Annotated in this window: 26 protein-coding genes; 16 read left to right on the forward strand and 10 right to left on the reverse strand. The window is 66.6% G+C overall.

The features are described 5' to 3' along the window. Window positions 1-77 precede the first annotated feature (77 nt). Window positions 78-992 carry a manganese catalase family protein gene (locus tag NVV99_RS10300; RefSeq protein ID WP_024101991.1) on the reverse strand — a complete coding sequence of 305 codons (915 nt, stop codon included), beginning with the start codon at window positions 990-992 and terminating at the stop codon, window positions 78-80. 196 nt (window positions 993-1,188) lie between these two features. On the opposite strand from NVV99_RS10300, the gene NVV99_RS10305 reads away from it, so the two are divergent. Continuing rightward, window positions 1,189-1,710, forward strand: a complete 522-nt coding sequence (locus NVV99_RS10305) for a hypothetical protein (protein WP_024101990.1) — start codon at window positions 1,189-1,191, stop codon at window positions 1,708-1,710. Then, window positions 1,710-2,189: a DUF421 domain-containing protein gene (locus NVV99_RS10310; RefSeq protein WP_024101989.1), complete on the forward strand. Its 480-nt coding sequence runs from the start codon at window positions 1,710-1,712 to the stop codon at window positions 2,187-2,189. The genes NVV99_RS10305 and NVV99_RS10310 overlap by 1 nt, the downstream gene beginning before the upstream one ends. Window positions 2,190-2,213: 24 nt before the next feature. On the opposite strand, the gene NVV99_RS10315 is transcribed toward NVV99_RS10310, so the two are convergent. Beyond that, window positions 2,214-2,795, reverse strand: a complete 582-nt coding sequence (locus NVV99_RS10315) for a hemerythrin domain-containing protein (protein WP_024101988.1) — start codon at window positions 2,793-2,795, stop codon at window positions 2,214-2,216. 19 nt (window positions 2,796-2,814) lie between these two features. Continuing rightward, window positions 2,815-2,967 (reverse strand): hypothetical protein, encoded by a 153-nt coding sequence (locus NVV99_RS10320; protein ID WP_019290944.1) that lies wholly within the window; start codon window positions 2,965-2,967, stop codon window positions 2,815-2,817. Between the two features lie 148 nt (window positions 2,968-3,115). Here NVV99_RS10320 and NVV99_RS10325 point away from each other — a divergent pair, with 148 nt between their 5' ends. The 7 genes from NVV99_RS10325 to NVV99_RS10355 all read left to right on the forward strand — a co-directional run bounded on the left by NVV99_RS10325 (window position 3,116) and on the right by NVV99_RS10355 (window position 10,635). Then, window positions 3,116-3,313, forward strand: a complete 198-nt coding sequence (locus tag NVV99_RS10325; RefSeq protein ID WP_006552608.1) for a hypothetical protein — start codon at window positions 3,116-3,118, stop codon at window positions 3,311-3,313. Between the two features lie 50 nt (window positions 3,314-3,363). Continuing rightward, window positions 3,364-3,591 carry a hypothetical protein gene (locus NVV99_RS10330; protein WP_024101987.1) on the forward strand — a complete coding sequence of 76 codons (228 nt, stop codon included), beginning with the start codon at window positions 3,364-3,366 and terminating at the stop codon, window positions 3,589-3,591. Between the two features lie 4 nt (window positions 3,592-3,595). Further along, window positions 3,596-4,594, forward strand: coding sequence for a zinc-binding alcohol dehydrogenase family protein (locus NVV99_RS10335; protein ID WP_024101986.1), 999 nt, complete (start codon window positions 3,596-3,598; stop codon window positions 4,592-4,594). Window positions 4,595-4,766: 172 nt separating this feature from the next. Continuing rightward, window positions 4,767-5,180, forward strand: a complete 414-nt coding sequence (locus NVV99_RS10340) for an SPW repeat protein (protein WP_024101985.1) — start codon at window positions 4,767-4,769, stop codon at window positions 5,178-5,180. Between the two features lie 202 nt (window positions 5,181-5,382). Further along, window positions 5,383-5,838 (forward strand): GAF and ANTAR domain-containing protein, encoded by a 456-nt coding sequence (locus tag NVV99_RS10345; RefSeq protein ID WP_260782830.1) that lies wholly within the window; start codon window positions 5,383-5,385, stop codon window positions 5,836-5,838. A 217-nt stretch (window positions 5,839-6,055) separates the two neighbouring features. After that, window positions 6,056-9,514 (forward strand): indolepyruvate ferredoxin oxidoreductase family protein, encoded by a 3,459-nt coding sequence (locus tag NVV99_RS10350; RefSeq protein WP_024101983.1) that lies wholly within the window; start codon window positions 6,056-6,058, stop codon window positions 9,512-9,514. Between the two features lie 35 nt (window positions 9,515-9,549). Next, window positions 9,550-10,635 (forward strand): Glu/Leu/Phe/Val dehydrogenase, encoded by a 1,086-nt coding sequence (locus tag NVV99_RS10355; RefSeq protein WP_193902621.1) that lies wholly within the window; start codon window positions 9,550-9,552, stop codon window positions 10,633-10,635. 126 nt (window positions 10,636-10,761) lie between these two features. Here the strand turns inward: NVV99_RS10355 and NVV99_RS10360 are convergent, their stop codons facing one another. Next, window positions 10,762-11,268: an Lrp/AsnC family transcriptional regulator gene (locus NVV99_RS10360; RefSeq protein WP_006553105.1), complete on the reverse strand. Its 507-nt coding sequence runs from the start codon at window positions 11,266-11,268 to the stop codon at window positions 10,762-10,764. A gap of 219 nt (window positions 11,269-11,487) precedes the next feature. On the opposite strand from NVV99_RS10360, the gene NVV99_RS10365 reads away from it, so the two are divergent. Next, the gene (locus NVV99_RS10365; protein WP_024101981.1) at window positions 11,488-13,023 is read left to right on the forward strand and encodes an amino acid permease; all 1,536 of its coding nucleotides are present in this window, start codon (window positions 11,488-11,490) and stop codon (window positions 13,021-13,023) included. A gap of 104 nt (window positions 13,024-13,127) precedes the next feature. Further along, the gene (locus NVV99_RS10370) at window positions 13,128-13,277 is read left to right on the forward strand and encodes a hypothetical protein (RefSeq protein WP_006553103.1); all 150 of its coding nucleotides are present in this window, start codon (window positions 13,128-13,130) and stop codon (window positions 13,275-13,277) included. A gap of 427 nt (window positions 13,278-13,704) precedes the next feature. Here NVV99_RS10370 and NVV99_RS10375 read toward each other — a convergent pair whose 3' ends face one another. Both NVV99_RS10375 and NVV99_RS10380 read right to left on the reverse strand, forming a co-directional pair. After that, window positions 13,705-14,094: a hypothetical protein gene (locus NVV99_RS10375; protein ID WP_024101979.1), complete on the reverse strand. Its 390-nt coding sequence runs from the start codon at window positions 14,092-14,094 to the stop codon at window positions 13,705-13,707. Between the two features lie 223 nt (window positions 14,095-14,317). After that, window positions 14,318-14,992 carry a PaaI family thioesterase gene (locus tag NVV99_RS10380; protein WP_041803454.1) on the reverse strand — a complete coding sequence of 225 codons (675 nt, stop codon included), beginning with the start codon at window positions 14,990-14,992 and terminating at the stop codon, window positions 14,318-14,320. 413 nt (window positions 14,993-15,405) lie between these two features. On the opposite strand from NVV99_RS10380, the gene NVV99_RS10385 reads away from it, so the two are divergent. Continuing rightward, window positions 15,406-17,358, forward strand: coding sequence for an APC family permease (locus tag NVV99_RS10385; protein WP_024101977.1), 1,953 nt, complete (start codon window positions 15,406-15,408; stop codon window positions 17,356-17,358). On the opposite strand, the gene NVV99_RS10390 is transcribed toward NVV99_RS10385, so the two are convergent. Then, window positions 17,279-18,064, reverse strand: a complete 786-nt coding sequence (locus tag NVV99_RS10390) for a MerR family transcriptional regulator (protein WP_260782831.1) — start codon at window positions 18,062-18,064, stop codon at window positions 17,279-17,281. The genes NVV99_RS10385 and NVV99_RS10390 overlap by 80 nt on opposite strands. 54 nt (window positions 18,065-18,118) lie before the next feature. Here NVV99_RS10390 and NVV99_RS10395 point away from each other — a divergent pair, with 54 nt between their 5' ends. Together NVV99_RS10395 and NVV99_RS10400 are read left to right on the forward strand one after the other, a co-directional pair. Beyond that, on the forward strand, window positions 18,119-18,598 hold the full coding sequence (locus NVV99_RS10395) for a DUF6194 family protein (RefSeq protein ID WP_260782832.1): 480 nt from the start codon (window positions 18,119-18,121) through the stop codon (window positions 18,596-18,598). 37 nt (window positions 18,599-18,635) lie between these two features. Next, window positions 18,636-18,791, forward strand: a complete 156-nt coding sequence (locus NVV99_RS10400) for a hypothetical protein (RefSeq protein ID WP_198040568.1) — start codon at window positions 18,636-18,638, stop codon at window positions 18,789-18,791. Between the two features lie 25 nt (window positions 18,792-18,816). Here the strand turns inward: NVV99_RS10400 and NVV99_RS10405 are convergent, their stop codons facing one another. Together NVV99_RS10405 and NVV99_RS10410 are read right to left on the reverse strand one after the other, a co-directional pair. Further along, entirely contained in the window at window positions 18,817-19,689 is an 873-nt protein-coding gene (locus tag NVV99_RS10405; protein ID WP_260782833.1) for an alpha/beta fold hydrolase, read from the reverse strand. 286 nt (window positions 19,690-19,975) lie between these two features. Beyond that, entirely contained in the window at window positions 19,976-20,458 is a 483-nt protein-coding gene (locus NVV99_RS10410; protein WP_024101971.1) for a helix-turn-helix domain-containing protein, read from the reverse strand. Window positions 20,459-20,547: 89 nt separating this feature from the next. On the opposite strand from NVV99_RS10410, the gene NVV99_RS10415 reads away from it, so the two are divergent. Both NVV99_RS10415 and NVV99_RS10420 read left to right on the forward strand, forming a co-directional pair. Then, the gene (locus tag NVV99_RS10415; protein WP_006553096.1) at window positions 20,548-20,982 is read left to right on the forward strand and encodes a PaaI family thioesterase; all 435 of its coding nucleotides are present in this window, start codon (window positions 20,548-20,550) and stop codon (window positions 20,980-20,982) included. Window positions 20,983-21,026: 44 nt separating this feature from the next. Next, on the forward strand, window positions 21,027-21,245 hold the full coding sequence (locus tag NVV99_RS10420) for a hypothetical protein (RefSeq protein ID WP_138844501.1): 219 nt from the start codon (window positions 21,027-21,029) through the stop codon (window positions 21,243-21,245). 317 nt (window positions 21,246-21,562) lie between these two features. On the opposite strand, the gene NVV99_RS10425 is transcribed toward NVV99_RS10420, so the two are convergent. Next, window positions 21,563-22,360 carry an enoyl-CoA hydratase gene (locus NVV99_RS10425; protein ID WP_260782834.1) on the reverse strand — a complete coding sequence of 266 codons (798 nt, stop codon included), beginning with the start codon at window positions 22,358-22,360 and terminating at the stop codon, window positions 21,563-21,565. Window positions 22,361-22,390 lie beyond the last annotated feature (30 nt).

The raw sequence follows: 22,390 nt of genomic DNA on the forward strand, positions 1-22,390 counted from the left end.
AAACCGTCGGGAAGGTACTTTCACGCGCAACCGCCCCGGCTCACGGGGAGCCGGGGCGGTTGCATCGGAAGGAAGTATCAGGGATTGTCGGGGTCGAGGGCGTCCTTCATCTTGCCCATGAGTCCCTTCTCCGTTCCCATTGCGGCAGAACGGGGCTTGCCCTGCGATCCGTCGTAGCTCGCGTACAGCTTCGGGTCCGGCGGCGGTGCGCTCGCCACATCGCCCAGCGGGACCGGGTCGGCGAGGAACGACATGGGTGTCGTGCCGTCGGGACCGGTGCCGTGCGCCCAGCGACCCTGATCGGAGGCCGCGCCGTCGGACAGGTGCCACAGGCTCGATGCGTGCTCGGAGTGCTCCTCGTCGAACAACGCGTTCGGTGCGATCGGGCTGGGCTCGATACCGTCGGCCTTCAGTTCCTCGATGGCCGCGAGCCACAGGTTCTGGTGGTAGGTGTCGCGGGCGAGGTTGAACCGGAGCATGTCCTTGACGCCCGGATCGTCCGTCATGTTGTACAGGCGTGCGGTCTGCACCCTGCCCTGCGCTTCGGCGGCGACGTTGGCCTGGAAGTCGGCGAGGAGATTACCGCTGGCCACGATGAAACGCCCGTTCCAGGGCACACCGTTGCTGTCGGAGAGGGTGGGGCCGCCACCGGAGATGATGGCCTGCTGCGGATCCATGCCACCGAGTACCGCTGCGACCACCGGGTCGGCGGCGGCGTTCTTGGTGGACTCCGTGGCGGGTGCGCCTTCGAGGAGACGCGCCACCATGGTGGCGATCATTTCGACGTGCCCGATCTCCTCGGTGGCGACGTCCATGATCATGTCCTTGTACTTGCCGGGCATTCGACAGTTCCAGCCCTGGAACAGGTACTGCATGGTCACGGTCATCTCACCGTACGCGCCGCCGATCAGCTCCTGGAGCTTGCGGGCGTAGACGGGATCGGGCTTCTCCGGCTTGGCGTCGAACTGCAGATGGTCTGTGTGACGAAACATGTTGCTCCCTCGAATGCCGATTGTCGTGCGAAGACGCGTTGCGCATGAAGACGCGCCCGTGAAGACACCCCGTGGCGCCTGGTCTCGACGCCGCCTCGGTTGGCCCGTGGTGCTATGTGCGGCTACCCCTGCTCGAGCAGCTCAAACGCCTGGGGATATCCACCGTTTGTCACCGGTTGTGTGTCAACGTGGACAGATGGAGAACGGGCCGGAATCCACCCTCGACGATGTCGGGAAGGTGGCTCGCAGCAAGGGCGTGGCGCGGTTGCGGACCGCTGCAGCGGCCGTGCTCGTGATCGTGCTGGTGGCCGGGGTGCTGGGCTTTCTCGGCGTCCGGAGTTCGACGGCCACCGTGCAGGGCGGCGGGTACGAACTCGACCTGACCTATCCGCGCATCGCGCGTTCCGGTCTCGACGTTCCCTGGGAGGTGACGGTGCGCCGTGACGGCGGTTTCGACGGGGAGATCGTCCTGGCGATCGACACGTCCTATTTCGAGGTCCTCGAGATGCGGGGCCGGCTGCCCGAGCCGTCCTCGGAGACCGCGGGCGAGGGGCTGGCGTACCTGACCTTCGACCCGCCACCCGGCGACGAGTTCACCTTCGCGCTCGACGTGCGGATCCGGGCCGGGAGGCAATGGGGCGAATCGGGCTCCGTCTCGGTGATGGACGGCGAGAAATCGGCAGTGACAATCTTTTTCGAGACCTGGTTGGTGCCCTGATGGAAATCGTGATCCGCGCGCTCGTCCTGTTCCTGTTCCTGTGGGGGATCACCCGCCTCGTCGGCCGGTCGAGTGTCGGCGAACTGAGCACCTTCCAACTCGTGCTGTTCGTGGCTATGGGTGATCTCGTGCAGCAGGGGATCACCCAGGACGACGTGTCGATGACGAGTGCGGTCCTCACCATCGGTGTCTTCGCGGTGCTGACCCTGGCCCTGTCGATGATCAACGCCCGATTTCCGCGGATGCGCGGCATCACGCACGGGGTCCCCGTGGTGATCGTCCAGGACGGTGAACCCGACCTGCAGAACCTGAAACGGGAACGTCTGTCCCTCGACGACCTCATGGCCGCCGCGCGTCAACAGGGCATCCGGCGGTTCGCCGACATCGACCTCGCGGTGCTCGAGACGAACGGGAGGATCTCCTTCTTCGCCCGGACGAGCGCTCAGGACGGCGCGCCGGAGGAACCCGACCCGGCGTGACGGGGTGCCGCGCCGTCCTGACGCTCAGGTATTGCGTCCGGTCAGTGCGTCGCGCAGTCGGTCCACCATGCCGACCCCCGGTCCGACGGTCTTGTGGAACAGTTCGGAATGCGGCGCGGACGGATGCGGTCGGGTCGGGGCCAGCTTCTTGGCGGCCTGTACCTTGGTGCCGACCTCCACGAGGGTGTCCTGCCCGAGATGCGTCCTCAACGCCGGGAACTGGTCGGATTCTTCGTCGTTCGCGTGGTGGCGCAGAAGATCCTGCAACTTCTTCACCAACGTCGTGAACTCCGCACTCGATGCTTCCGCGCCCTCGAGTTGCTTCATCACCTGCACGATCTCGTCGTGCTCCTCCTTGTCGTGTTCGACGGCGTCCGTGCCGCCGGGGAGGTGCTTCTCCATCTCGGGATAGACGAACATTTCCTCGGCGACCGAGTGCCTCATCACCTCGGCGATCGCCGCATCGGTGAGATCGCGGCGCTCCTCCGCGTCGAGCGTGGTCTCCGCTCGGCCCAGAAGTTCGAGCATCTCCCGATGGTCCTCGGTGAGGATGGTGACGACATCCGTGCCGCCGGAATTCGGTCCCTCGTGGGCGGTTTCGGTCATCGATGTCTCCTTCGAACGGTCAGGATCGTCCGGTATCGCCGGTCTCGTCCGGTTCGTCCTCGCCCTCCGCCTGGTCGGGCTGCTGCGGAGCCTTGGAGAGGAGGTTGTCGGGATCGGCGTCGGGATCTTCGGCTGCGTCGTACGGATCGGCAGAACCGTCTGTGCTGCTCATGTACCAAGGGGTTCACCACTACCGGCGAGGGCAAACACTCCGGCGACCGACGGGGATTCGCATCCTGCCGGGGTAGGTGGTTCGGGGAGCCGGGCGGGGGTAGTCCTAGGGAGACCGCCTTTCACCGAGAAATGTTCGGAGGAAGATCATGACCGGACCGCACGACACTCCCGATCTCGACGACGTGATCGACCCGACCGAGTCCGCGCCCAAGGATCGGCGCGAGCACGGCAAGTCGCCGGACCGCGTCGACGACGACTATCTCGAGTACCGCACGGAGCAGGAACGCATTGCCGCCGGCGTCGAGGACTACGACCCCGACCACGTCCCACCCGCAACCGAGTAGCCGCTGCGTTACAGACGGATTCTCGGCGAACCATCGGAAGGAGCAGAGAGATGGAACGAGGGAGCGACAAGCACGGTCCGAAGAAGGACGACGCGCTCGCAGAGGAAACCGAAGGAATGATCCGCGCCAACCGTCCGACCCGCGCCGACGAGGCACGCGATCCGGAGCCGCCGGCCGACGACGATCCGGATGTGCGGCCCTGGCACACCGAAGGTCCGGGCGGCGGAGCTTCGGAGGGCGGGGGTCCGGAGGGCGGGGGTTCGGCGGGCTCTGCCTGAGTCGATGCGAGCGTGGCGCGTGGTGGAGCCCGGCCCCGTCGCCGGTCACCCTTTGCGGTTCGAATCCGTCCCGCTTCCCGAGACCGGACCGAACGATCTTCTGGTGCGCGTGCTGGCGTGCGGTGTGTGCCGCACCGACCTGCACGTCGCCGAGGGCGATCTCCCCGTCCACCGGGCGGGTGTCGTCCCGGGGCACGAGGTGGTCGGGGTAGTCCATCGAGCGGGGGAGGCGGTCGAAGGGTTCGCCGACGGCGACCGCGTCGGCGTGGCCTGGCTGCGTTCGACCTGTGGGCAGTGCCGCTACTGTCGTCGTGGCGACGAGAACCTGTGTCCGGATTCGAGATACACCGGTTGGGACGAGGACGGCGGGTACGCCGAGTTCGTCGCCGTACCGGCGGCGTACGCCCTCCCGCTGCCCGACGGATACGAGGACATCGAACTCGCTCCGCTCCTCTGTGCCGGCATCATCGGCTACCGCGCGCTGAAGCGCGCCTCGGTCCCCGACGGCGGGAGGCTCGGCATCTACGGCTTCGGCGGCAGCGCCCACATCGCGGCGCAGGTCGCCCTGGCGCGAGGTGCCGAGGTGCACGTCATGACGAGGAGTGAGGACGCGCGGAATCTCGCTCGCGAACTCGGGGCCGCGTCGGTGCAGGGCGCCGCGGACGCACCACCGGTGCCCCTCGACGCCGCCATCCTCTTCGCACCGGTCGGCGACCTCGTGCCGCCTGCACTCGAAGCACTCGACCGCGGCGGCATCCTCTCGATCGCCGGCATCCACCTGACCGACGTTCCGCAGCTGAACTACCAGCGGCACCTGTTCTACGAGCGCGAGATCCGGTCGGTGACCGCCAATACCCGTAAGGATTCCCGGGAGTTCCTCGCGTTCGCGGGGCAGCACCGCATCAGGGTCGCGACGATGCGATACGGGCTGGACGACGCCGATCGCGCGCTGGCGGATCTCGCCGGCGACCGCGTGCGCGGCGCTGCCGTCCTCGTCCCCTGATGGTCCGGATCGATACGGTGCGCTCCGCCCGAGATCACCAAGTCGGGACTTTCTACCCTACGGGAACATCCCGCCCGGGACGACGATAATAGTGTCGGACCCAGGAGGGCCCCTCGGACTTCTCACCCACGAGGAGATGAGGACAATGTCGACATCATCGGCTCATTCTGCAATGCACACCCATCCCGACATCGTCGAGATGCGCGAACGCTACGACCGGATGGGCGAACAGCCCACAGTCCAGGTCACCGACGGATTGATGATGGTTGCCGGTCTGTACGCGGCGGCATCCGCCTGGATCATCGGCTTCGCCGATCAGACGGCACTCGCCACCACCAATCTGATCTGCGGCCTCGCGGTCGCACTGCTCGCCATGGCGCTCGGTTCGGCCTACGGCCGCACCCACGGCCTGGCGTTCGTCGCGCCGCTGCTCGGTCTGTGGTTGTTCGTCTCGCCGTGGCTGGTCAGCGGAGTAGATACCAGTACGTCCATGATCTGGTCCCACGTCATCGTGGGTGCGATCGTGTTCGTCCTGGGCGTGGCCGCGGCTGCGATGGGAACCGGCCTGATGGACCGTTCACGCTGACCGGTTCGGTGCAGTAGCCCCGGGCGGTGCTGCCGGCTGCATGTCTGAACCGGCAGCACCTCACCGGGTGCGGCGTCCGGACACCGATTCCGGCTACCGAGGGCAATACCCCTCGGTCGAACGCTGCAACCCCGTCGCCGTTTCGATGCCACGATGCAGTATGGACACCGGTGAAGGCCGCGGCGCTCGTAGTGCGAACTCGGTGAGGTTCGAACGACAATTGCGAGAATCCATCGAGGAACTCGCTCGTGAGATGCACGACGACCGATGGCCCGCGTTCGCTTCCCGAGCGGCCCGTCTGGGTGTTCGCTCCATGCTCGCGGTCCGGCTGTACACGACGGACGACACGATCGGAGCCCTCAATCTGCACAGCTCGCACGCGGGTGCGTTCGACGACGGCAGCATCGACATCGCCTCGACCCTGGCGACGCATGCGGCCTTCGACGCGGTGGCCGCGGTGCGCGAGGAGCAGTTCCGCGCGGCCCTGGCTTCGAGGGATGTCATCGGGCAGGCGAAGGGCGTTCTCATGGAACGCTTCGGCATCGACGCGGAGAGCGCATTCGAAATGCTGCGCAGGTTGTCCCAGGAGCGCAATCAACTCGTGCGCGACCTTGCCGTCGAAGTGGTCGAGACCGCCCGACCTCCGCGTGAACGGTAGAGCGAATCCTCCCCAGGCGGATGCGCCGGATCGTCCGGAACTGAGCACCGTGCGCATCCATCCAGTGTGTCGTGCATCACATCTAATCAAAATGATGCGCTGGAAAATCTTATGTTGACGAGTTCGCCTAGCTCAATCAACTATTGCTGTACCAAATGACGCGATCGAAGTGGCGCAGACACAATCGGACGCCGCGACGAAGGACGGGTGGTACGCAATGACCGAGACCGCAATCCGGGAGAGCGAACGACTTCCCTACGACCTCGACGACCGATATCGCTCGGGCTCCGGCACCGTGCTGCTCACCGGCGTGCAGGCCATCGCCCGGCTGTTCGTCGAACAGCAGGTACGGGCCATGCGGGACGGTCGCCGGGTGGCGACCTTCGTCTCCGGATATCAGGGCAGCCCCCTCGGTGGTCTCGACAAGATGCTCCACGGCATGCCGAAGGTCCTCGCCGAGCACGACATCACCTTCGTGCCCGGATTCAACGAGGAACTCGCCGCCACCGCGGTGTGGGGCAGCCAGGGACAGCTCGGCGCCGGCACACCGACTCACGACGGCGTCGTCGGCGTCTGGTACGGCAAGGGCCCCGGCCTCGACCGCGCCACCGACGCACTGCGTCACGCCAACATGTACGGCGTGAACCCGAACGGCGGCGTGCTGCTCATGGTGGGCGACGACCCCGCGTCGAAGTCGTCGACCGTGCCCGCCGTCAGCGAGCGATCCCTCGCCGCCCTCGGCATCCCAGTCCTGTTCCCGCGCAACGCCGCCGAGATCGTCACCCTGGGCCTGCACGGCGTCGCGCTGTCGCGTGCCTCGGGCTGCCTCGTCGCCCTCAAGATCGTCGCGGACGTCGCCGACGGCGCCTGGTCCGTCGACGGCTCCATCTCCGACCTGCCCATCACGGTCCCCGAGATCGAATGGGAAGGACGGCCGTTCGTCTACAAGCAGCGCCCCATGGCCGCGCCCGGCGACAGCGTCATCGCCGAGGCCGACCTCTACGGCCCGCGCTGGAAGATCGTCCAGGAATACGGTCGCCTCAACGGCCTCGACGTGATCGAGGTCGACCCGCCGCAGGCCCGCGTCGGCCTCGCCGCCACCGGCACCACCTTCGACGCCCTGCGCCAGGCCCTGCTCGACCTCGGTGTCGACGACGCCGCGCTGCACCGCGCCGGCATCCGCCTGCTGCGCATCGGCATGCCGTACCCCATCGGTCCCGAGATCGTCCGCGAATTCGCCCGCGGCCTCGACGAACTGATCGTGGTCGAGGACAAGACCGCCTTCGTCGAGACCCAGATCCGCGAGATCCTCTACGGCACCGCGAACGCCCCGCAGATCGTCGGCAAGAAGGACGCCGACGGCCGCCCGCTCGTGCCCGTCGACGGTGAGCTCACCGCCGGTCGCCTGCGCGGCCCGCTGCGTCGCGTGCTCCGCGGCCACGTCGAACTCGGCCCCGCACCGCTGCCGCAGTTGTCGCTCGAGGTGCTGTCGACCCAGCGCACCCCCTACTTCTGCAGCGGCTGCCCGCACAACCGATCCACCGCACTGCCGGAGGGTTCGATCGGCGGCGGCGGCATCGGCTGCCACACCCTCGTCACCCTGTCCGGCCGCAAGGACAGCGCCGTCACCGGCCTGACCCAGATGGGTGGCGAAGGTGCGCAGTGGATCGGCCAGGCGCCGTTCACCGACATCGGCCACATGTTCCAGAACCTCGGCGACGGAACCTACTTCCACTCCGGTCAGCTCGCCGTCCAGGCGTGCGTCGCCGCCGGCGTGAACATCACCTTCAAGCTGCTCTACAACGACGTCGTGGCGATGACCGGCGCGCAGGACGCCGAAGGCGCCCTGAAGATCCCGGCGCTGACCCACAAGCTCACCACCGAGGGTGTCCGCAAGATCATCGTCTGCTCCGACGAACCGAAGCGCCTCCGCAAGCGCACCCTTGCCCGCGGCACCGAGGTCTGGCACCGCGACCGGCTCGACGAGGCGCAGAAGCTGCTGCGCGAGATCGAGGGCGTCACCGTGCTCATCTACGACCAGCACTGCGCCGCCGACGCACGCCGTCAGCGCAAGCGTGGCACCCTGCCCGCCCGCACGACCCGCGTCGTCATCAACGAAGCGGTGTGCGAGGGCTGCGGCGACTGCGGCGTCAAGAGCAACTGCCTGTCGGTGCAGCCGGTCGACACCGAATTCGGTTCGAAGACCCGCATCGATCAGACCTCCTGCAACACCGACTACTCGTGCCTCGACGGCGACTGCCCGTCCTTCGTGACCGTCGAGACGTCGCCGGAGAAGCCCAAGCGCCGCAAGGCTCCGACCCCGCCGCGCATCCCGGACGCCGCCATCGACACCCCGAAGGGCACCCGCAACGTCTTCCTCGCGGGCATCGGCGGCACCGGCATCGTCACCGTCAACCAGGTGCTCGCCACGGCCGCGCTACGCGCCGGATTCGAGGTCGAGTCGCTCGACCAGATCGGCATGAGCCAGAAAGCCGGCCCGGTGGTCTCCCACCTGCGCTTCGCCGCCGACGGACTCGAGCCCGGCAACCGCGTCGGCCCGGGCGGTGCCACCGCTCTGCTCGCGCTCGACCTGCTCACCGCGACCGAGCCGAAGAACCTCGCCTACGCGAACCGTGAGGAGACCGTGGCAGTCGCGTCGACGAGCCGCGTCCCCACCGGCGACATGGTCTACGACCGCTCTGTCCGGCACCCCGACGAGCACGACCTGCTCGCCCGCCTCGACACCGCGACCCGCACGACCGTCTCGTTCGACGCCCTCGCCGCAGCCCAGGCGCTGTTCGGTGAGACCTCGGCCGCGAACTTCCTCGTCGTGGGCGCCGCCCATCAGCTCGGCGGACTCGAGATCCCCGCCGACGCCATCGAGGAGGCCATCGAGATCAACGGTGTGGCCGTCGCGACCAACATCGCCGCCTTCCGCTGGGGCCGGGTGGCCGTCGCGGATCCCGCGGCCTTCGCCGCCGCGACCGCACCGGCCCCCACGGAGCGCGCCGCCACCGTCGCACCGGAGCGTCTGTTCGCCGGCACCACCTTCACCGGCGAGGTCGAGCGGCTCGTGCGGATCCGCGCCGCGTCGCTGATCGACTTCCAGAGCGAAGCCCTCGCCGCCCGCTACATCGCGCAGGTGCAGGCGGCTTGGGAGGCCGAGCGTCGCGTCACGAACCGCACGGACTTCAGCGAGGCCGTCGCCCGCGGACTGTTCAAGTTCACCGCCTACAAGGACGAGTACGAGGTCGCCCGCATGCTCGTCGACCCGGCCTTCCTCGACGAGGTGCAGGGCCAGGTCCCCGGTGGGCGCAAGCTCACCTACCGCCTGCACCCGCCGGCGCTGCGTGCACTCGGCCGTGAGAAGAAGGTCGGCTTCGGACCGAAATCGCATGTCGCGTTGAAGGCTCTGGCCAAGGCGAAGCGTCTGCGCGGCACGAAGCTCGATCCCTTCGGCTACGCCCACGTCCGCCGCGTCGAGCGTGCTCTGCTCGCCCACTACACCGCCACGATCCAGCGGCTCGCCGCCGGCCTGGACGTCGACTCCTACGACCGCGCCGTCGAGATCGCGGCCCTGCCCGAGATGGTGCGCGGCTACGAGGACGTCAAGCTCCGCTCCGTCGAGCAGTACCGGGCCCGCCTCGCCGAGCTCGGCATCGACACCGACTTCTGAAGCACGAACACCCTCTGCTGCAAAGGAACCCACCGATGACCACCTCTGCCCTCGACCTCCCCGAGTTCACCACGTCCGACGGCGTGTTCGGCCGCTCGGCCCGTCTGACCGACCGTCCGCACGAGCAGGTCGTCTTCCATCACGACGCGGCCACCGGCTTGCGCGCCATCGTCGCGATCCACTCCACCGCACTCGGACCCGCCCTCGGCGGCACCCGCTTCTACCCCTACGCGGACGAGATGTCGGCACTCGAGGACGTGCTGCGACTGTCGTGGGGCATGACCTACAAGGCCGCGGTGTCCGGTGTGAACCTCGGTGGCGGCAAGGCCGTCATCATCGGTGATCCGAAGATGGACAAGAACGACGAACTGCTCGCCGCCTACGGACGATTCGTCGAGTCACTCGGTGGTCGCTACATCACCGCCGCCGACGTGGGAACCCGCGCGGAGGACCTCGACGTGGTGGGTCGGCACACCGCCCACGCCGTGGGGCGCACCGTCGCCGCCGGCGGATCCGGCGACAGCTCGCCGCTGACCGCACTCGGTGTCTTCCAGGCCATGCGTGCCGGCGCTCGGACGGTCTGGGGCGAAACGACTCTCGCGGGTCGCACGGTCGGTGTCGAGGGTCTCGGCAAGGTCGGCTACGAACTCGTGAAGCTGCTCGTCGCCGACGGTGCCGAGGTGATCGTCTCCGACGTGAACCCCGCCGCGGTCGCCCGCGTGGTCGACGAGTTCCCGGCGCAGGTCACCGACAACGTCGTCGCCTCGTCCGCCGACGTCTACGCCCCGTGCGCTCTCGGCGGCACGCTGACCTCGACCACCGCTGCCCACCTCGACGCACGTCTCGTGTGCGGTGCGGCCAACAACCAGCTCGCGCAGCCCGAGGTGGAGGGCCTGCTGGGCAAGCGCGGAATCGTCTGGGTGCCCGACTATGTCGCGAACGCGGGCGGACTGATCCAGGTCGCCGGCGAGGTCGACGGATCCGCCGCCGACGTCGTCCGCACACGAGTGGAGTCGATCTTCGAGCGCACCGCCGAGATCTTCGACGTCTCCAGCACTCTCGGCGTCACGCCGGGCGCAGCGGCCAACCGGATCGCCGAGCGCCGCATCGATACTGCCTGATCCGTACAGGGGAACTGATCCGCACAGGGGAACTGATCCGCACAGGGGAACTGATCCGCACAGGGGAACTGATCCGCACAGGGGAACAAGGGGAGGCGCCGCGAGGTGCCTCCCCTTCTCGTGTCTTCAGGAGTTTCCGGCCGACGAGGAACGCCCGTGCCCCGCATTGCGGGTGATGTGCTCGACGAGTGGCTGCGTCCGGTACTCGATCGGCGTGGTGAGCGCGAGCGTCGTGGTGGTGTGCGCGACGCCCTCGATGGCGTGGAGCCGTTCGAGGACCAACAGGAGGTCCTCCTGGGACTGCGCCGCCATCCGGATCAGGAGATCCTCCCGGCCCGTTGTCGCGTGGACTTCCAATACCTCTGGGAATCGGCCTAATTGGGCGATCACATGCCCCATCTGTGCCTGGACGAGCTCGGCGCCGATGAACGCCTGCAGCGGCACACCCAGCTTCGGCAGGTCGACGACCGGTCGGTATCCGGTGACGGCACCGGACTCCTCGAGTTTTCTGATGCGCGACTGCACGGTGTTGCGGGCGATGCCGAGCTTCGCCGACAGGTCGACGATTCCTGCCCGGGGGTTGTGCGTGAGCTCTCCGAGGAGAGCTGCGTCGAGCCGGTCGAGACTGAACACGATGACACCCTTTCCGTTGTGATGCGCGTCACCACTCGAGCATAATGCTCAGCCGAACAGAAAGATATTGACACTTCACGAGCCAGTGCCATGATTGCTACATCAAATGCTCACGCAAACACTGCTTGCTGCAACGTAATGCGCGCGAAGTGAGCGACATGCCTACCCCTCGCCCGGACCGGGCGTGGCGGGCGCCGCAATCACCCCGAGGAGCACACAATGCCCGGAGTCGGCATCTGGCGGACCAAATCCGTCGAACAGTCGATCGCGGATACCGATGAACCCGGTTCGCGGCTACGACGAGAACTGACCGCCAAGGATCTGACCGTGTTCGGCGTCGCCGTCGTGGTCGGAGCCGGAATCTTCACCCTCACCGCCCGCACCGCCGGCAATCTCGCCGGACCGTCCATCTCGCTGGCGTTCGTCCTCGCCGCGATCGCGTGCGGTCTCGCCGCACTGTGTTACGCGGAGTTCGCCTCTGCGGTACCGGTCGCCGGCAGCGCCTACACCTTCTCCTACGCCACCTTCGGTGAGTTCGTCGCCTGGATCATCGGATGGGACCTGATCCTCGAGTTCGCCCTCGCCTCCGCGGTCGTCGCCAAGGGATGGTCGATGTATCTCGGGGGCATGTTCGGCGGGGACGCGTCGATCGACCTCGGACCGATCACGGTCGACTGGGGGTCGCTGCTCATCGTCGGCGCCATCACGATCATCCTCGCGATCGGCACCAAGGTCTCGTCGCGGGTCTCCGCCGTCGTCACCGCCATCAAGGTCGCGGTGGTCCTGCTCGTCATCGTCGTCGGCATCTTCTACATCGACAAGTCCAACTACTCGCCGTACGTCCCGCAGGCCGAAGAGGCGGAGAGCGCCGCATCCGGTCTGCATCAGTCGCTGTTCTCGGCGCTCACCGGCGCGGGCGGCAGCACCTACGGCTGGTACGGCCTCCTCGCCGCAGCGAGCCTGGTCTTCTTCGCCTTCATCGGCTTCGACGTCGTCGCCACCACCGCCGAGGAGACCAAGAACCCCCAGAAGGCCCTACCCCGCGGCATCTTCGGTTCGCTGGCGATCGTCACCGTCCTCTACGTCGGCGTCACGCTCGTGCTCACCGGCATGGTGAAGTACACCGACCTGCGCACCGGCAGCGAGCTGGTCGGTGACGGCAGTGCCACGCTGGCCACGGCCTTCGAGGCACACGGCATCACCTGGGCGCAGATGGCCATCAACATCGGTGGCCTCGCCGGCCTCACCACCGTCGTGATGGTGATGATGCTCGGCCAGACCCGCGTGCTGTTCGCGATGTCCCGCGACGGACTCGTCACCCGCAAGCTCGCCGTCACGAACCACAAGGGTGTGCCCGTGCGCATCACCCTGATGGTCGGTGGTGTCGTGGCCGTCCTCGCCGCGGTGTTCCCGATGGGTGTGCTCGAGGAGATGGTCAACATCGGCACGCTGTTCGCCTTCGTCCTGGTCTGCGTCGGCGTGATGGTACTCCGCCGTACCCGCCCCGACCTGCCCCGCGGATTCCGGGTGCCGCTCGTGCCGCTGGTCCCGATCCTCGCGGTCCTCGCCTGCGGCTGGCTCATGCTCAACCTCTCGGTCGAGACGTGGATCCGCTTCACCGTCTGGATGATCCTGGGAGTGGCGATCTACTTCGTCTACGGTCGCCGCAAGTCGGTGCTCGGACAACGCCTGAAGCTCGAGGCCGCGCAGCAGGAAGCCGCGAAGCACGAAGCGAGGGAACCTGAACCGGTATAGATCCGTCGTCCACGAGCCCGCCCGCACCGAATCGGTGTGGGCGGGCTCGTGTGTTCCGGCGGTTCCGGGTACCCGACCGGAAGGAAAGCAGACACCGTCCGATCGTGACGCCGGAAGAGGAGGAGATGGCGCCGCAGTGCGCCCACTGTCACTGCCGCATCCTCGGGCACGGCGTGGAGTCGGCGGATGCCGTCTTCTGCTGCGCGCATTGTGCTCGTCAGGCCGGGCACGCCGAGCTGGCGGATCGTGCCTGACGGAAGAGTGCGAAGCGCGCGAAAGCGGCAGAACGGACTCTGCGAGTTGATCTTTCGGTGAACTCGAGAAAGACCTATGCACGCGAGTGAGCAGATTGCTCTATGCTGTGGACAGCGCCGCAGAGACGAAGGTCACAAGGGTTACCCGGCGTTTCGTCCGAACGCAGGACGAATCGGACATCGGGACCTGATTACCATCGATCTGCCCCTGTCGTCGGGGAGGCCGACAGGGAAGGGCCCCCGCCAGCGATTCGAGGGGAGGAGCCGGCGGGGGCCTCGCGCTGTATCTCCTGTGTCGGGGAGGACTCTAGGGAGACACGGCCACCTACGCCGTGGCCGCTTTGGAGCTTAGGTGACAGCTGGGCACTCGTCCAGAGTCGATACTGAAACGAGACCTGAGAATCTTCTCGGGGTCGAACCGAGACGTTCATCCTGCTTTGCGGCGGATGGGGCCCGTTTCGACGTCGCTTTCCGCCGGAAAGACGGGGGTCGGCATGGCTCTGGACCGGTCGGGATGCCTGCGGTACGACGCCGGTCGCTGCGAACGCCGCCGTCGCCGACGGTTCCGCGTCGTCCAGAAACCCCAGGCTGCGATGCACACGCCCACTCCCGAGAGCAGGTCGGCCTCGGTCAGTCCGTGGTTCGGCGTCACCGAGTGCAGCACACGGCCCTCGAGAGGTCCGTTCATCAGCACCCAGAGCCCGGAGGCCACGAACGCGGCCGAGCTCGACAGCAGGTGGGGGCGCGAGAGGCACCACGTCGACGCGGCGAACAACGAACACATCGCGACGAGCGAGTAGAACACGGCGTTCTGCACGGTCGACTCCTCTCGCTCCTGCCGGATATCGATCAACTGTACTGGCGGAGGAGCCGGACCTACCGAGTCGCAAGTCGTGACCCTCGCAACAGGAGCATCAGCTCAGGCGTTGCAGGGTGACGGTCATCAGAGCAAGCACCTGATCGTCGGCTCCGGCGTCCGGAGGTTCACAACACACGGGTGAGGCTCACAACCCTGATGGTCGACCATGGGCGTTGTGAGCCTATTCGGGTCTCGGTATCTCCGCGAACGAGTCGCGCTGCTGAACCATCCACACCGGAGCGATGAAGATGCCTTCCGCTTCCACGCAGATCCCCTCCGGGTCGGCGATGTGCCCCACGACGAACGCCTTACGTCCCTCGACGCGGTCGAGTTTCGCCTCCACGCGCAGAGCGCCGAGGGGAATGCGCTTGCGGTAGCGGATGGTGAGCGTGCCCGTCATTCCCGGATGTCCCGAGATGCGCGCGGCGTCGCCGAGGATCTGGTCGAGCAGCAGTGCGGAGACCCCGCCGTGCACGTGCCCGGCCGGCCCCTCGTAGACGGGACCGAGGTGGATGTCCGCCCACACGCGGCCGTCGTCGTCCTCGTGGATGTCGCCGATCGGGGCGATGGCGTTGCGCAGGCCTATTGCGGCGTTTCCCCAGTTACGGAATCGGCCCGAATCGTTGAACCGGGTGCCGTACGGCCCGTCCTCCCGGTCGCGTTCGAGGATCTCGCGCGCAGCTGCGAGATGTTCCCGCGCCCGCGCGACGTCGTCGGCATCCACACGCGTCTGCAGTGCGAGCTGGATCAGCTCGCGCACGTCCTCGGTGAGCGGACCGTAGGTGGCCCTCTGCTGATCGATTTCCTCGTCGGACAATCCGTCGTTGACGTAGAGCTCGAGGATGGAATCGGTCATCAGGGTTCTCCGGATCGTGAGCGTGGTGAAAGAAAGTAGTCGACCGCGCGCACTGTGGACGAGTCAAGTTCTGCTGCCGCTGTCCGGGATCGCCGCAAAATCCGTAAAACGGACCGTTCTGTACGAAAACGTGTGAACCGCGGCATAGACGGGAACCAATGAGTGAACCCCGTCGGCTCAACGAGGGGAGGGGCCGACGGGGTCCGTTCGTGCCGTGTCAAAGGGGAGGAGACACGGCACGCTTTGTTGCGAGGAGCAACAACGACTCCACGCTACCCACGATTCTTTCATCTGCCAACGTTGCCGACGGGTGATCGACGGGGTGAATTTGCCTATCTGCACCCATGGCGAGCGTGGTAATACAAGCGTACCGTTCCCTTCTGCGTGCGCGGGTATGCGCCGGACAGGAGTCGATGGTCGTGGCCGTAACCATCCACAAGGGCCGTGACAACATCACCAAACGGATGTTGCTGGGAAGGCCGCTGCGAAGCGACACGCTCGGCCACACGCTGTTGCCGAAACGGATAGCCCTGCCGGTCTTCGCGTCCGACGCTCTGTCGTCCGTCGCCTATGCGCCGGAGGAGATCTTCCTCGTGTTGTCGGTGGCGGGCCTGTCCGCCTACGCATTCTCCGGGTGGATCGGTCTCGCGGTCGCCGTCGTCCTCGTCGTAGTGGTCGCGAGCTACCGGCAGAACGTGCATGCCTATCCGTCGGGGGGCGGCGACTACGAGGTGGCGACGAAGAACCTCGGTGCGATCGCCGGCCTGACGGTGGGCAGCGCGCTGATCGTCGACTACGTGCTGACGGTCGCCGTGTCGATCTCGTCGGCCGCCCAGAACATCGGGTCGGCCGTCCCCTTCGTCGAACACCACAAAGTGCTGTTCGCCATCACCGCGATCACACTCCTCACCGCGGTCAATCTGCGCGGACTCCGCGAAGCCGGAACAGCTTTCGCCGTGCCCACCTACGCCTTCATGTTCTGTGTCGGGGTGATGCTCGTCTGGGGCTTCGTGCGTCTCGTCGTGTCCGACGTCCCTCTGCGCGCCGAGTCGTCGCACTACGAACTCCCCGCCGAACAATCCCACCTGGCCGGGCTGGCCTTCGCCTTCCTCCTCGCCCGCGCGTTCTCGTCGGGATGTGCGGCCCTGACGGGAGTGGAGGCCATCAGCAACGGGGTGCCGGCCTTCCGGAAACCGAAATCGCACAACGCTGCCACCACCCTGCTCCTGCTGGGCGCCATCGCGATCACGCTGCTGATGGGCATCATCGTCCTCGCCGAGCGACTGGGGGTCGTCGTCGCCGCAGATCCCGCGACACAGTTGAGCGGGGCACCGGCCGACTATCACCAGAAGACACTGATCGCGCAGGTCGCCGAGACGGTCTTCACCGGTTTCCCGCTCGGTTTCTACCTCGTCACCGCCGTGACCGCGTTGATCCTCGTCCTCGCCGCGAATACGGCATTCAACGGGTTCCCGGTTCTCGCGTCGGTACTCGCGCAGGACAAACACCTGCCGACCCAGCTGCGCACCCGGGGCGATCGGCTCGCGTTCAGCAACGGCATCGTCTTCCTGGCTCTCGGAGCGATCGTGCTGGTATGGGTGTTCGACGCCGAGGTCACCCATCTCATCCAGCTCTACATCGTCGGAGTGTTCGTCTCCTTCACGTTGAGCCAGACCGGAATGGTTCGTCACTGGACACGGCTGTTGGCCACCGAAACCGACTCGCGTCACCGCCGGAGAATGCAGCGTTCGCGCGTCGTCAACGGTGTGGGTCTGGCGATGACGGGGACCGTCCTGATCATCGTGCTCATCACGAAATTCCTCGCCGGCGCGTGGATCGCGATCCTCGCCATGGTGATCGTCTTCGTGACGATGCGGGCCGTCAACCACCACTACCGACGCGTGGCGGCCGAACTCGACGCCGGCAAATGGGACGGTCTGCTGCCCAGCCGCACGTATTCGATCGTGCTCGTGGCCAAGCTGCACCACCCGACACGTCGCGCGCTCGCGTACGCCTCGGCCACCCACCCCGACACCCTCGAAGCGATCACCGTCGACGTCGACGAGGAGGACACCCGCGCTCTCGTGCGCGAATGGGAAGCCAGCGACATCACGATTCCGTTGAAGGTGCTGGAGTCGCCGTACCGGGAGATCACGCGACCGGTACTCGACTACGTCAGGCGGGTGCGTGGCAACTCGCCGCGCGACGTGGTGACCGTCTTCATCCCCGAATACGTCGTGGGGCACTGGTGGGAGAATCTGCTCCACAATCAGAGCGCGCTGCGACTCAAGAGTCGTCTGCTGTTCCAGCCCGGGGTGATGGTGACGAGTGTGCCGTGGCGGTTGCACTCTTCGGATTCGAGTTAGACGAGCGCGGAGTCCGGTTCTCGATCAGGTTCGCGATGTCTGCACCGGCTCGCAGCAACGTTTCGGACTGCACTGCGATGGTGTGCAGGCGCTCGTGGAGTGCGTCCCTAGCAGTATCGGTGTCATTGTCGGTTCCGATCGCTGCCATCACCGCCCGGACCGCCGGGATGCGGTAGCCACCCGCGCGTAGTGCGGCAACGATCCGTGCATCCCGCGCCGCGGCGGGGGAGTAGCTCCGCGCAGCGTTACGGTCGATCCGTTCGGGCGCGACCAATCCCTCCTTCTCCCAGAACCTCAGGGTGGACGATCGCACTCCGATGGCGTTCGCCACCTCGGTGATGCTCATGGCGTCGCCGGGTAGTGGAGGCGCGTCGTGGGCGGCCTCGTCGACGATGGTGTCGAGTGCGCGGAGCGCGGTGAGACTCTCGGCGCGTGCCCGCGCGAGCCCACTGTGGAGTTCGACGACACGGGCGAGTGCTTCGTCGTAGGGGAGGACCTGCACATCGTGCATGACACTGCGCGCCTCGACGGGACCCACCGCGACAGCCAGTGCGCGGTACGCACGCAGGGCCGTGACGTGTTCGGGACCGAATCTGCGATAGCCGTTGGGCATTCGTACGGCGGGAGGAATCACTCCGAGGCGTTCGAGATCGCGCACCTGCTGCACGGAGTATCCGGTGGCTGCGGCCAGGCGCCCCGTCGTCATCGTGTGCTCCACTGCTCGAACCCTCCATAAGCACTTCAAGATGACACTCGAAGTATGACCATGGAACAGATCCTCGCGCAGATCAGAAGCTTCAGCGGTGTCCTCGAGCTCGCACCACAGGAAGGGAGTGGGCTCCCCGAGATTTCGTGGGGCGACCATTTCTTCTACTACGCCCCGGACGGCGAGGTCCCGCCCAATCGGCAGCCCTACGCGACGATCGTGACGAAGAACTATCCGAACGATGGGGATTCACGCCTCGACGAGCCGGGCCGATGGCGCGTGAACGTGCATGCGGGGACGCAGCTGTTCACCGAGTTGCTCGGCTACCCACCCCGGTCCGTCGACCCCTCGACGATCGACTTCGCCGAGGCCGACGTCTTCATCCCTCATCCGCTCTACGGCTCACTGGGATGGGTCGCGGTCGTCGAACCCGGCGAGCGGACCACACCGCGTCTGCTCGAAGTGCTGCGCGACGCCCACCTGGCCGATCGGCGCCGCGTCGAACGCAGAAACGTGCTGCGCGACACGGAGTGATCGTGCGAAAAAGCTTCTGCTGTCACCCATCCCTGTTGTGAGCACTCTCGAAGAACGACATCACGGTGACGACTCCGATGCCGACGTACCCGCTCTTCGGGATGTAGACGAAGGCGCGGCCACGGCGCGCGGCATCATCGCTCCGCCCACGGGTTCGGCGAGGTCGCGCACCGAATACCAGGGCTGGGTGTAGCCCATGAACTCGACAATCGGACGGATTACACGCGGCTCGGTTGGAGCACGTCGCGGAGCACGGCGGCGAAAGCTCCGGGATCGCCGGACATACCCTCTGCGGCCCCCATGAAGCCACCGTGATCGCCGGGGAACAGCGTCGGAGTTGTGCCGAGCCGGTCGGCGAGCGCTGCCGAGGCGCGGCCGCACAGCTGGCGTACCGACTCGCGACCACCTGCGACGACGATGCGCGTGGACGCGTTCGCGAGAGCGTCGAGATCGGGGTGGTAGCCCGTGCACGACATCCAGTTCTGACCCAGCAGCACGTCGTCGCGGGTCCCGTCGTCCTCGCTGGGCAGTCCGAACTCGGACGGGCTCGGAGCGGGCCGGTCGAGATAGTCGGAGGTCAGTTCGCCTTCGTAGCTGACCAGGGCGATGAACTTCGCCATGGCCGGTCCGAGGCCGCTGCGCTGATAGGTGTCGCGAATGTCGTCGCGCACCGCTTCGGCCCCGATGCGATCGGGCAACAGTTCCATGATCGGCGGTTCGTGCGCGACCAGCGTGCGCACCTGCTCGGGATGGCGCGAGACGAGTTCGAGCGCGTTGACTGCGCCGCCGCTGCTGGCGAAGATGTCGACGGGACCGAGATCGAGTTCGACGAGGATCCGGTGCAGGTCGTCGGCGTGCAGAGCGGGAGTGGACTGCATCGACGTGTCGGTGCGCGTACCGCGGCCCGTGCCGCGCGGGTCGTAGGTGATCACCGTCCGGTCGTCGAGGTAGGAGACGAGGCTCGTGAAGCCGCTCGCGTCCATCGGGGATCCGGCGAGCAGCAGCGGGGTGGCGTCGCCGGGGACGGTGCGGACGTCGTAGACGAGAGTCGCGCCGGGGACGTCGATCGAGTGGGTGACGAATTCGGGCATGTCGGCTCCTTCTGGGGTCGGTGACCATACCGACTCGCGCCACCCGGAAAACTCATCGCACATACGACCGCGTCCGCACCCATCACGGATGCGGACGCGGTGTGCGCTGGCTCAGTGGGCGATGCCCGGTTTCGCAGGCAGTCCGCCGAGGAGCGCAAGAGATCCGAAGTGCATATGTGTTCCTCCTGTCGTTCGGTTATCCGGACTGCGTCCGCACCGGGACGCTGACCGAGGAGTACCCGCCGCCTCGGTGCGAAACACTGCCGCGGACCGAAAATTCACTTCGTTATGTTTTCGTGCCCTCGGGGAGTTTTCGCGCGGTCGGACCCGGCCGGGTCTGCGACTCGCTCGGCCGCAGCGGACCGTGGCCGTGGGCGCATTGCACGACCGCTTCGACCGGAGCGCCACAGTCGCGGTGTTCGATGAGCAGTGACGGGCCGTCGGGATCTGCACAGTATTTGTCCCCCCACTGGAGCAGGGCGACGAGGATCGGATAGAGATCGCGACCCTTGTCGGTGAGCCGGTACTCGTTGCGCGTGCGGCGGCCTTCCTCGCGGTAGGGGACGGTGTCGAGGATCCCGGCCTCGACGAGGGTGCGCAGTCGGGCGGACAGCACGGGGTCGGAGATGCCGGTGTGCCGGCGCATCTGCTCGAAACGTCGCACGCCGTTGAACACTTCGCGGAGAACGATCATCGTCCATTTCTCGCCGATGACGTCCATCGTGCGCTGGACCGAGCAGTTGTCGGTGCTGTAGTCGAGCCACTGCATGCCCACAGGGTAGCTGACTTAATCCTTGACAGTCAGCCTAGGCACTGGCTAACTGTGGATATCGAAGTCAGCGTGAACGAGGAGTTGTCATGACCGGAACTACCGAGGCCCGTCCGACCATCGAGGACTACGGCCAGAAGCCGCCGAGCCGATTCGTCGAGGCGAGCGGCTTCGTCGTCGAGGAAGCCACCGGAACGAAGGTCGCCGGATACGTCGACCTGGGCCCCGACCATCACACCCCGTGGGGAGTCGTGCACGGTGGGCTCTATGCGACCATCGTCGAAACTGCCGGCAGCATCGGCGCAAGCGCCGCGGTACTCGAGCGCGGTCAGTTCGCCGTCGGCGTCAACAACTCGACCGACTTCCTGCGCTCGACGACGGGATGCCGTGCGTCGGTCACGGCAGAACCGTTGCAGCAGGGGAGGACTCAGCAACTGTGGCTGGTGATCATCACCGACACCACGACCGGCAAGGTCCTCGCTCGCGGTCAGCTGCGACTGCAGAACGTTCCGTTGCCGGAGTAGTTGTTTGCGCGCATCGGTGTCGGGAATCCGTATCCATGGCAAGCATGGAACCGTTTCTCCCGATCAAGCACACCGGCTCCGACGAGATCGACGCGGCCGATCCCGGTCAGGGCGCACCGGCTACAGATCCCGGACCCGTCCCGGGTGAGGACGTCGACCCCGAGATGGCGCAGCGCGAGAAGGACGAACTCGAGAAGAGGATGTCCGAGAAGCGTAGTGAGGACACGGTTTTCCGGACGCCGGAAGTGAATCCGTCCGAATAGACCGAACCGCGCCCGCACGCAGGGGGTGGTGCGGGCGCGGAGTCGATCGTCCAGCTGTCAGAGAATGATGCCGAGAGCGGCGAGCAGTCCACCGAGGGTCAGTGCGAGAGATCCGAGCAGCATAGGAATACCTCCATGTTGTTGTGGATGGGCACGCCCGCGAACGAGCGCGGGAAGTGAATAGATCCGCAAGATCAATTCACTTCCGTCCCATACTTCGCGAAGGCCTCAAAGCCTGTTACCTGCCGTCACTAGTTGTTATATTTCTGTGATAAAAGTGTCCGACTAGACCGAAATGCCCTTTGATCATGGGCGTTTCAGGACTTGGGATTCACGGCGTTCTGGGACTTTCCGCGTTCGATCACCGCAGCCCGTCGCTCGGCGACCCGCGACGGCGAGAACTCCCGCATCCACTCTTCCGAGGTCTGCTGCTCCACCCGTAGGGCCGGTTCGACGACATGCTCCTCGGCCCGGCGGTACGACGCGAGCAACGCCCGCACACCGGATTGGTCGTTGCCGGCGATCGTCCGCGCGACCTCCACGGCCGTGCCGAGCAGTTCGTCATGCGCGACGACCTGCGTCACCAGACCCGCACGCAGCGCCTCCTCGGCACCCACGAAGTTGCCGGACAGGCTTATGCGACGCGCGAAGCCCGGACCCACCGCCGCGGGCAGGCGCTGGGTGAGTCCCCAACCCGGCAGGACGCCGACTCGCGCGTGGGTGTCGGCGAAGCGGGCGCGCTCGGACGCGATGAGGAAGTCGCACGCGAGTGCCATTTCGAGACCACCGGTGATGGCGGCGCCGTTCACCGCGCCGATGATCGGCTTGGAGATGGGCTTCCACGGATGACCGACGGGGAGGTCGGCGCCGGACACCAGCGACAGGTTGCCTCCACCTTCCCCGAGTTCCTGCAGGTCGAGTCCGGCGCAGAAGGCCGGGTCGGTGCCGGTAAGGACCACGACGTTCGTCTCGTCGTCCGCCTCCGCTGCAGCGATCTCGGTGCGCAGAGCATCGATGAGCGCCGAGCTCAGCGCATTCCGCGCCTCCGGGCGGTTGAAGGTGAGAATGCGGACGGAATCGCGCTGCTCGACGAGCAGGATTTCTTCGGAAGTCATGGCCCGACAGTATCCGTAACTTCGGTGGAT

Source organism: Rhodococcus sp. PAE-6 (assembly GCF_025290685.1).
GTDB lineage: Bacteria > Actinomycetota > Actinomycetes > Mycobacteriales > Mycobacteriaceae > Rhodococcus > Rhodococcus pyridinivorans.

Coding starts and splice junctions, on each gene's coding strand:
- NVV99_RS10300 (WP_024101991.1), bottom strand. CDS start 992: ATGTTTCGTCACACAGACCATCTGCAGTTCGACGCCAAGCCGGAGAAG.
- NVV99_RS10305 (WP_024101990.1), top strand. CDS start 1,189: ATGGAGAACGGGCCGGAATCCACCCTCGACGATGTCGGGAAGGTGGCT.
- NVV99_RS10310 (WP_024101989.1), top strand. CDS start 1,710: ATGGAAATCGTGATCCGCGCGCTCGTCCTGTTCCTGTTCCTGTGGGGG.
- NVV99_RS10315 (WP_024101988.1), bottom strand. CDS start 2,795: ATGACCGAAACCGCCCACGAGGGACCGAATTCCGGCGGCACGGATGTC.
- NVV99_RS10320 (WP_019290944.1), bottom strand. CDS start 2,967: ATGAGCAGCACAGACGGTTCTGCCGATCCGTACGACGCAGCCGAAGAT.
- NVV99_RS10325 (WP_006552608.1), top strand. CDS start 3,116: ATGACCGGACCGCACGACACTCCCGATCTCGACGACGTGATCGACCCG.
- NVV99_RS10330 (WP_024101987.1), top strand. CDS start 3,364: ATGGAACGAGGGAGCGACAAGCACGGTCCGAAGAAGGACGACGCGCTC.
- NVV99_RS10335 (WP_024101986.1), top strand. CDS start 3,596: ATGCGAGCGTGGCGCGTGGTGGAGCCCGGCCCCGTCGCCGGTCACCCT.
- NVV99_RS10340 (WP_024101985.1), top strand. CDS start 4,767: ATGCACACCCATCCCGACATCGTCGAGATGCGCGAACGCTACGACCGG.
- NVV99_RS10350 (WP_024101983.1), top strand. CDS start 6,056: ATGACCGAGACCGCAATCCGGGAGAGCGAACGACTTCCCTACGACCTC.
- NVV99_RS10355 (WP_193902621.1), top strand. CDS start 9,550: ATGACCACCTCTGCCCTCGACCTCCCCGAGTTCACCACGTCCGACGGC.
- NVV99_RS10365 (WP_024101981.1), top strand. CDS start 11,488: ATGCCCGGAGTCGGCATCTGGCGGACCAAATCCGTCGAACAGTCGATC.
- NVV99_RS10380 (WP_041803454.1), bottom strand. CDS start 14,992: ATGACCGATTCCATCCTCGAGCTCTACGTCAACGACGGATTGTCCGAC.
- NVV99_RS10385 (WP_024101977.1), top strand. CDS start 15,406: ATGGTCGTGGCCGTAACCATCCACAAGGGCCGTGACAACATCACCAAA.
- NVV99_RS10390 (WP_260782831.1), bottom strand. CDS start 18,064: ATGACGACGGGGCGCCTGGCCGCAGCCACCGGATACTCCGTGCAGCAG.
- NVV99_RS10395 (WP_260782832.1), top strand. CDS start 18,119: ATGACCATGGAACAGATCCTCGCGCAGATCAGAAGCTTCAGCGGTGTC.
- NVV99_RS10405 (WP_260782833.1), bottom strand. CDS start 19,689: ATGCCCGAATTCGTCACCCACTCGATCGACGTCCCCGGCGCGACTCTC.
- NVV99_RS10410 (WP_024101971.1), bottom strand. CDS start 20,458: ATGCAGTGGCTCGACTACAGCACCGACAACTGCTCGGTCCAGCGCACG.
- NVV99_RS10415 (WP_006553096.1), top strand. CDS start 20,548: ATGACCGGAACTACCGAGGCCCGTCCGACCATCGAGGACTACGGCCAG.
- NVV99_RS10420 (WP_138844501.1), top strand. CDS start 21,027: ATGGAACCGTTTCTCCCGATCAAGCACACCGGCTCCGACGAGATCGAC.
- NVV99_RS10425 (WP_260782834.1), bottom strand. CDS start 22,360: ATGACTTCCGAAGAAATCCTGCTCGTCGAGCAGCGCGATTCCGTCCGC.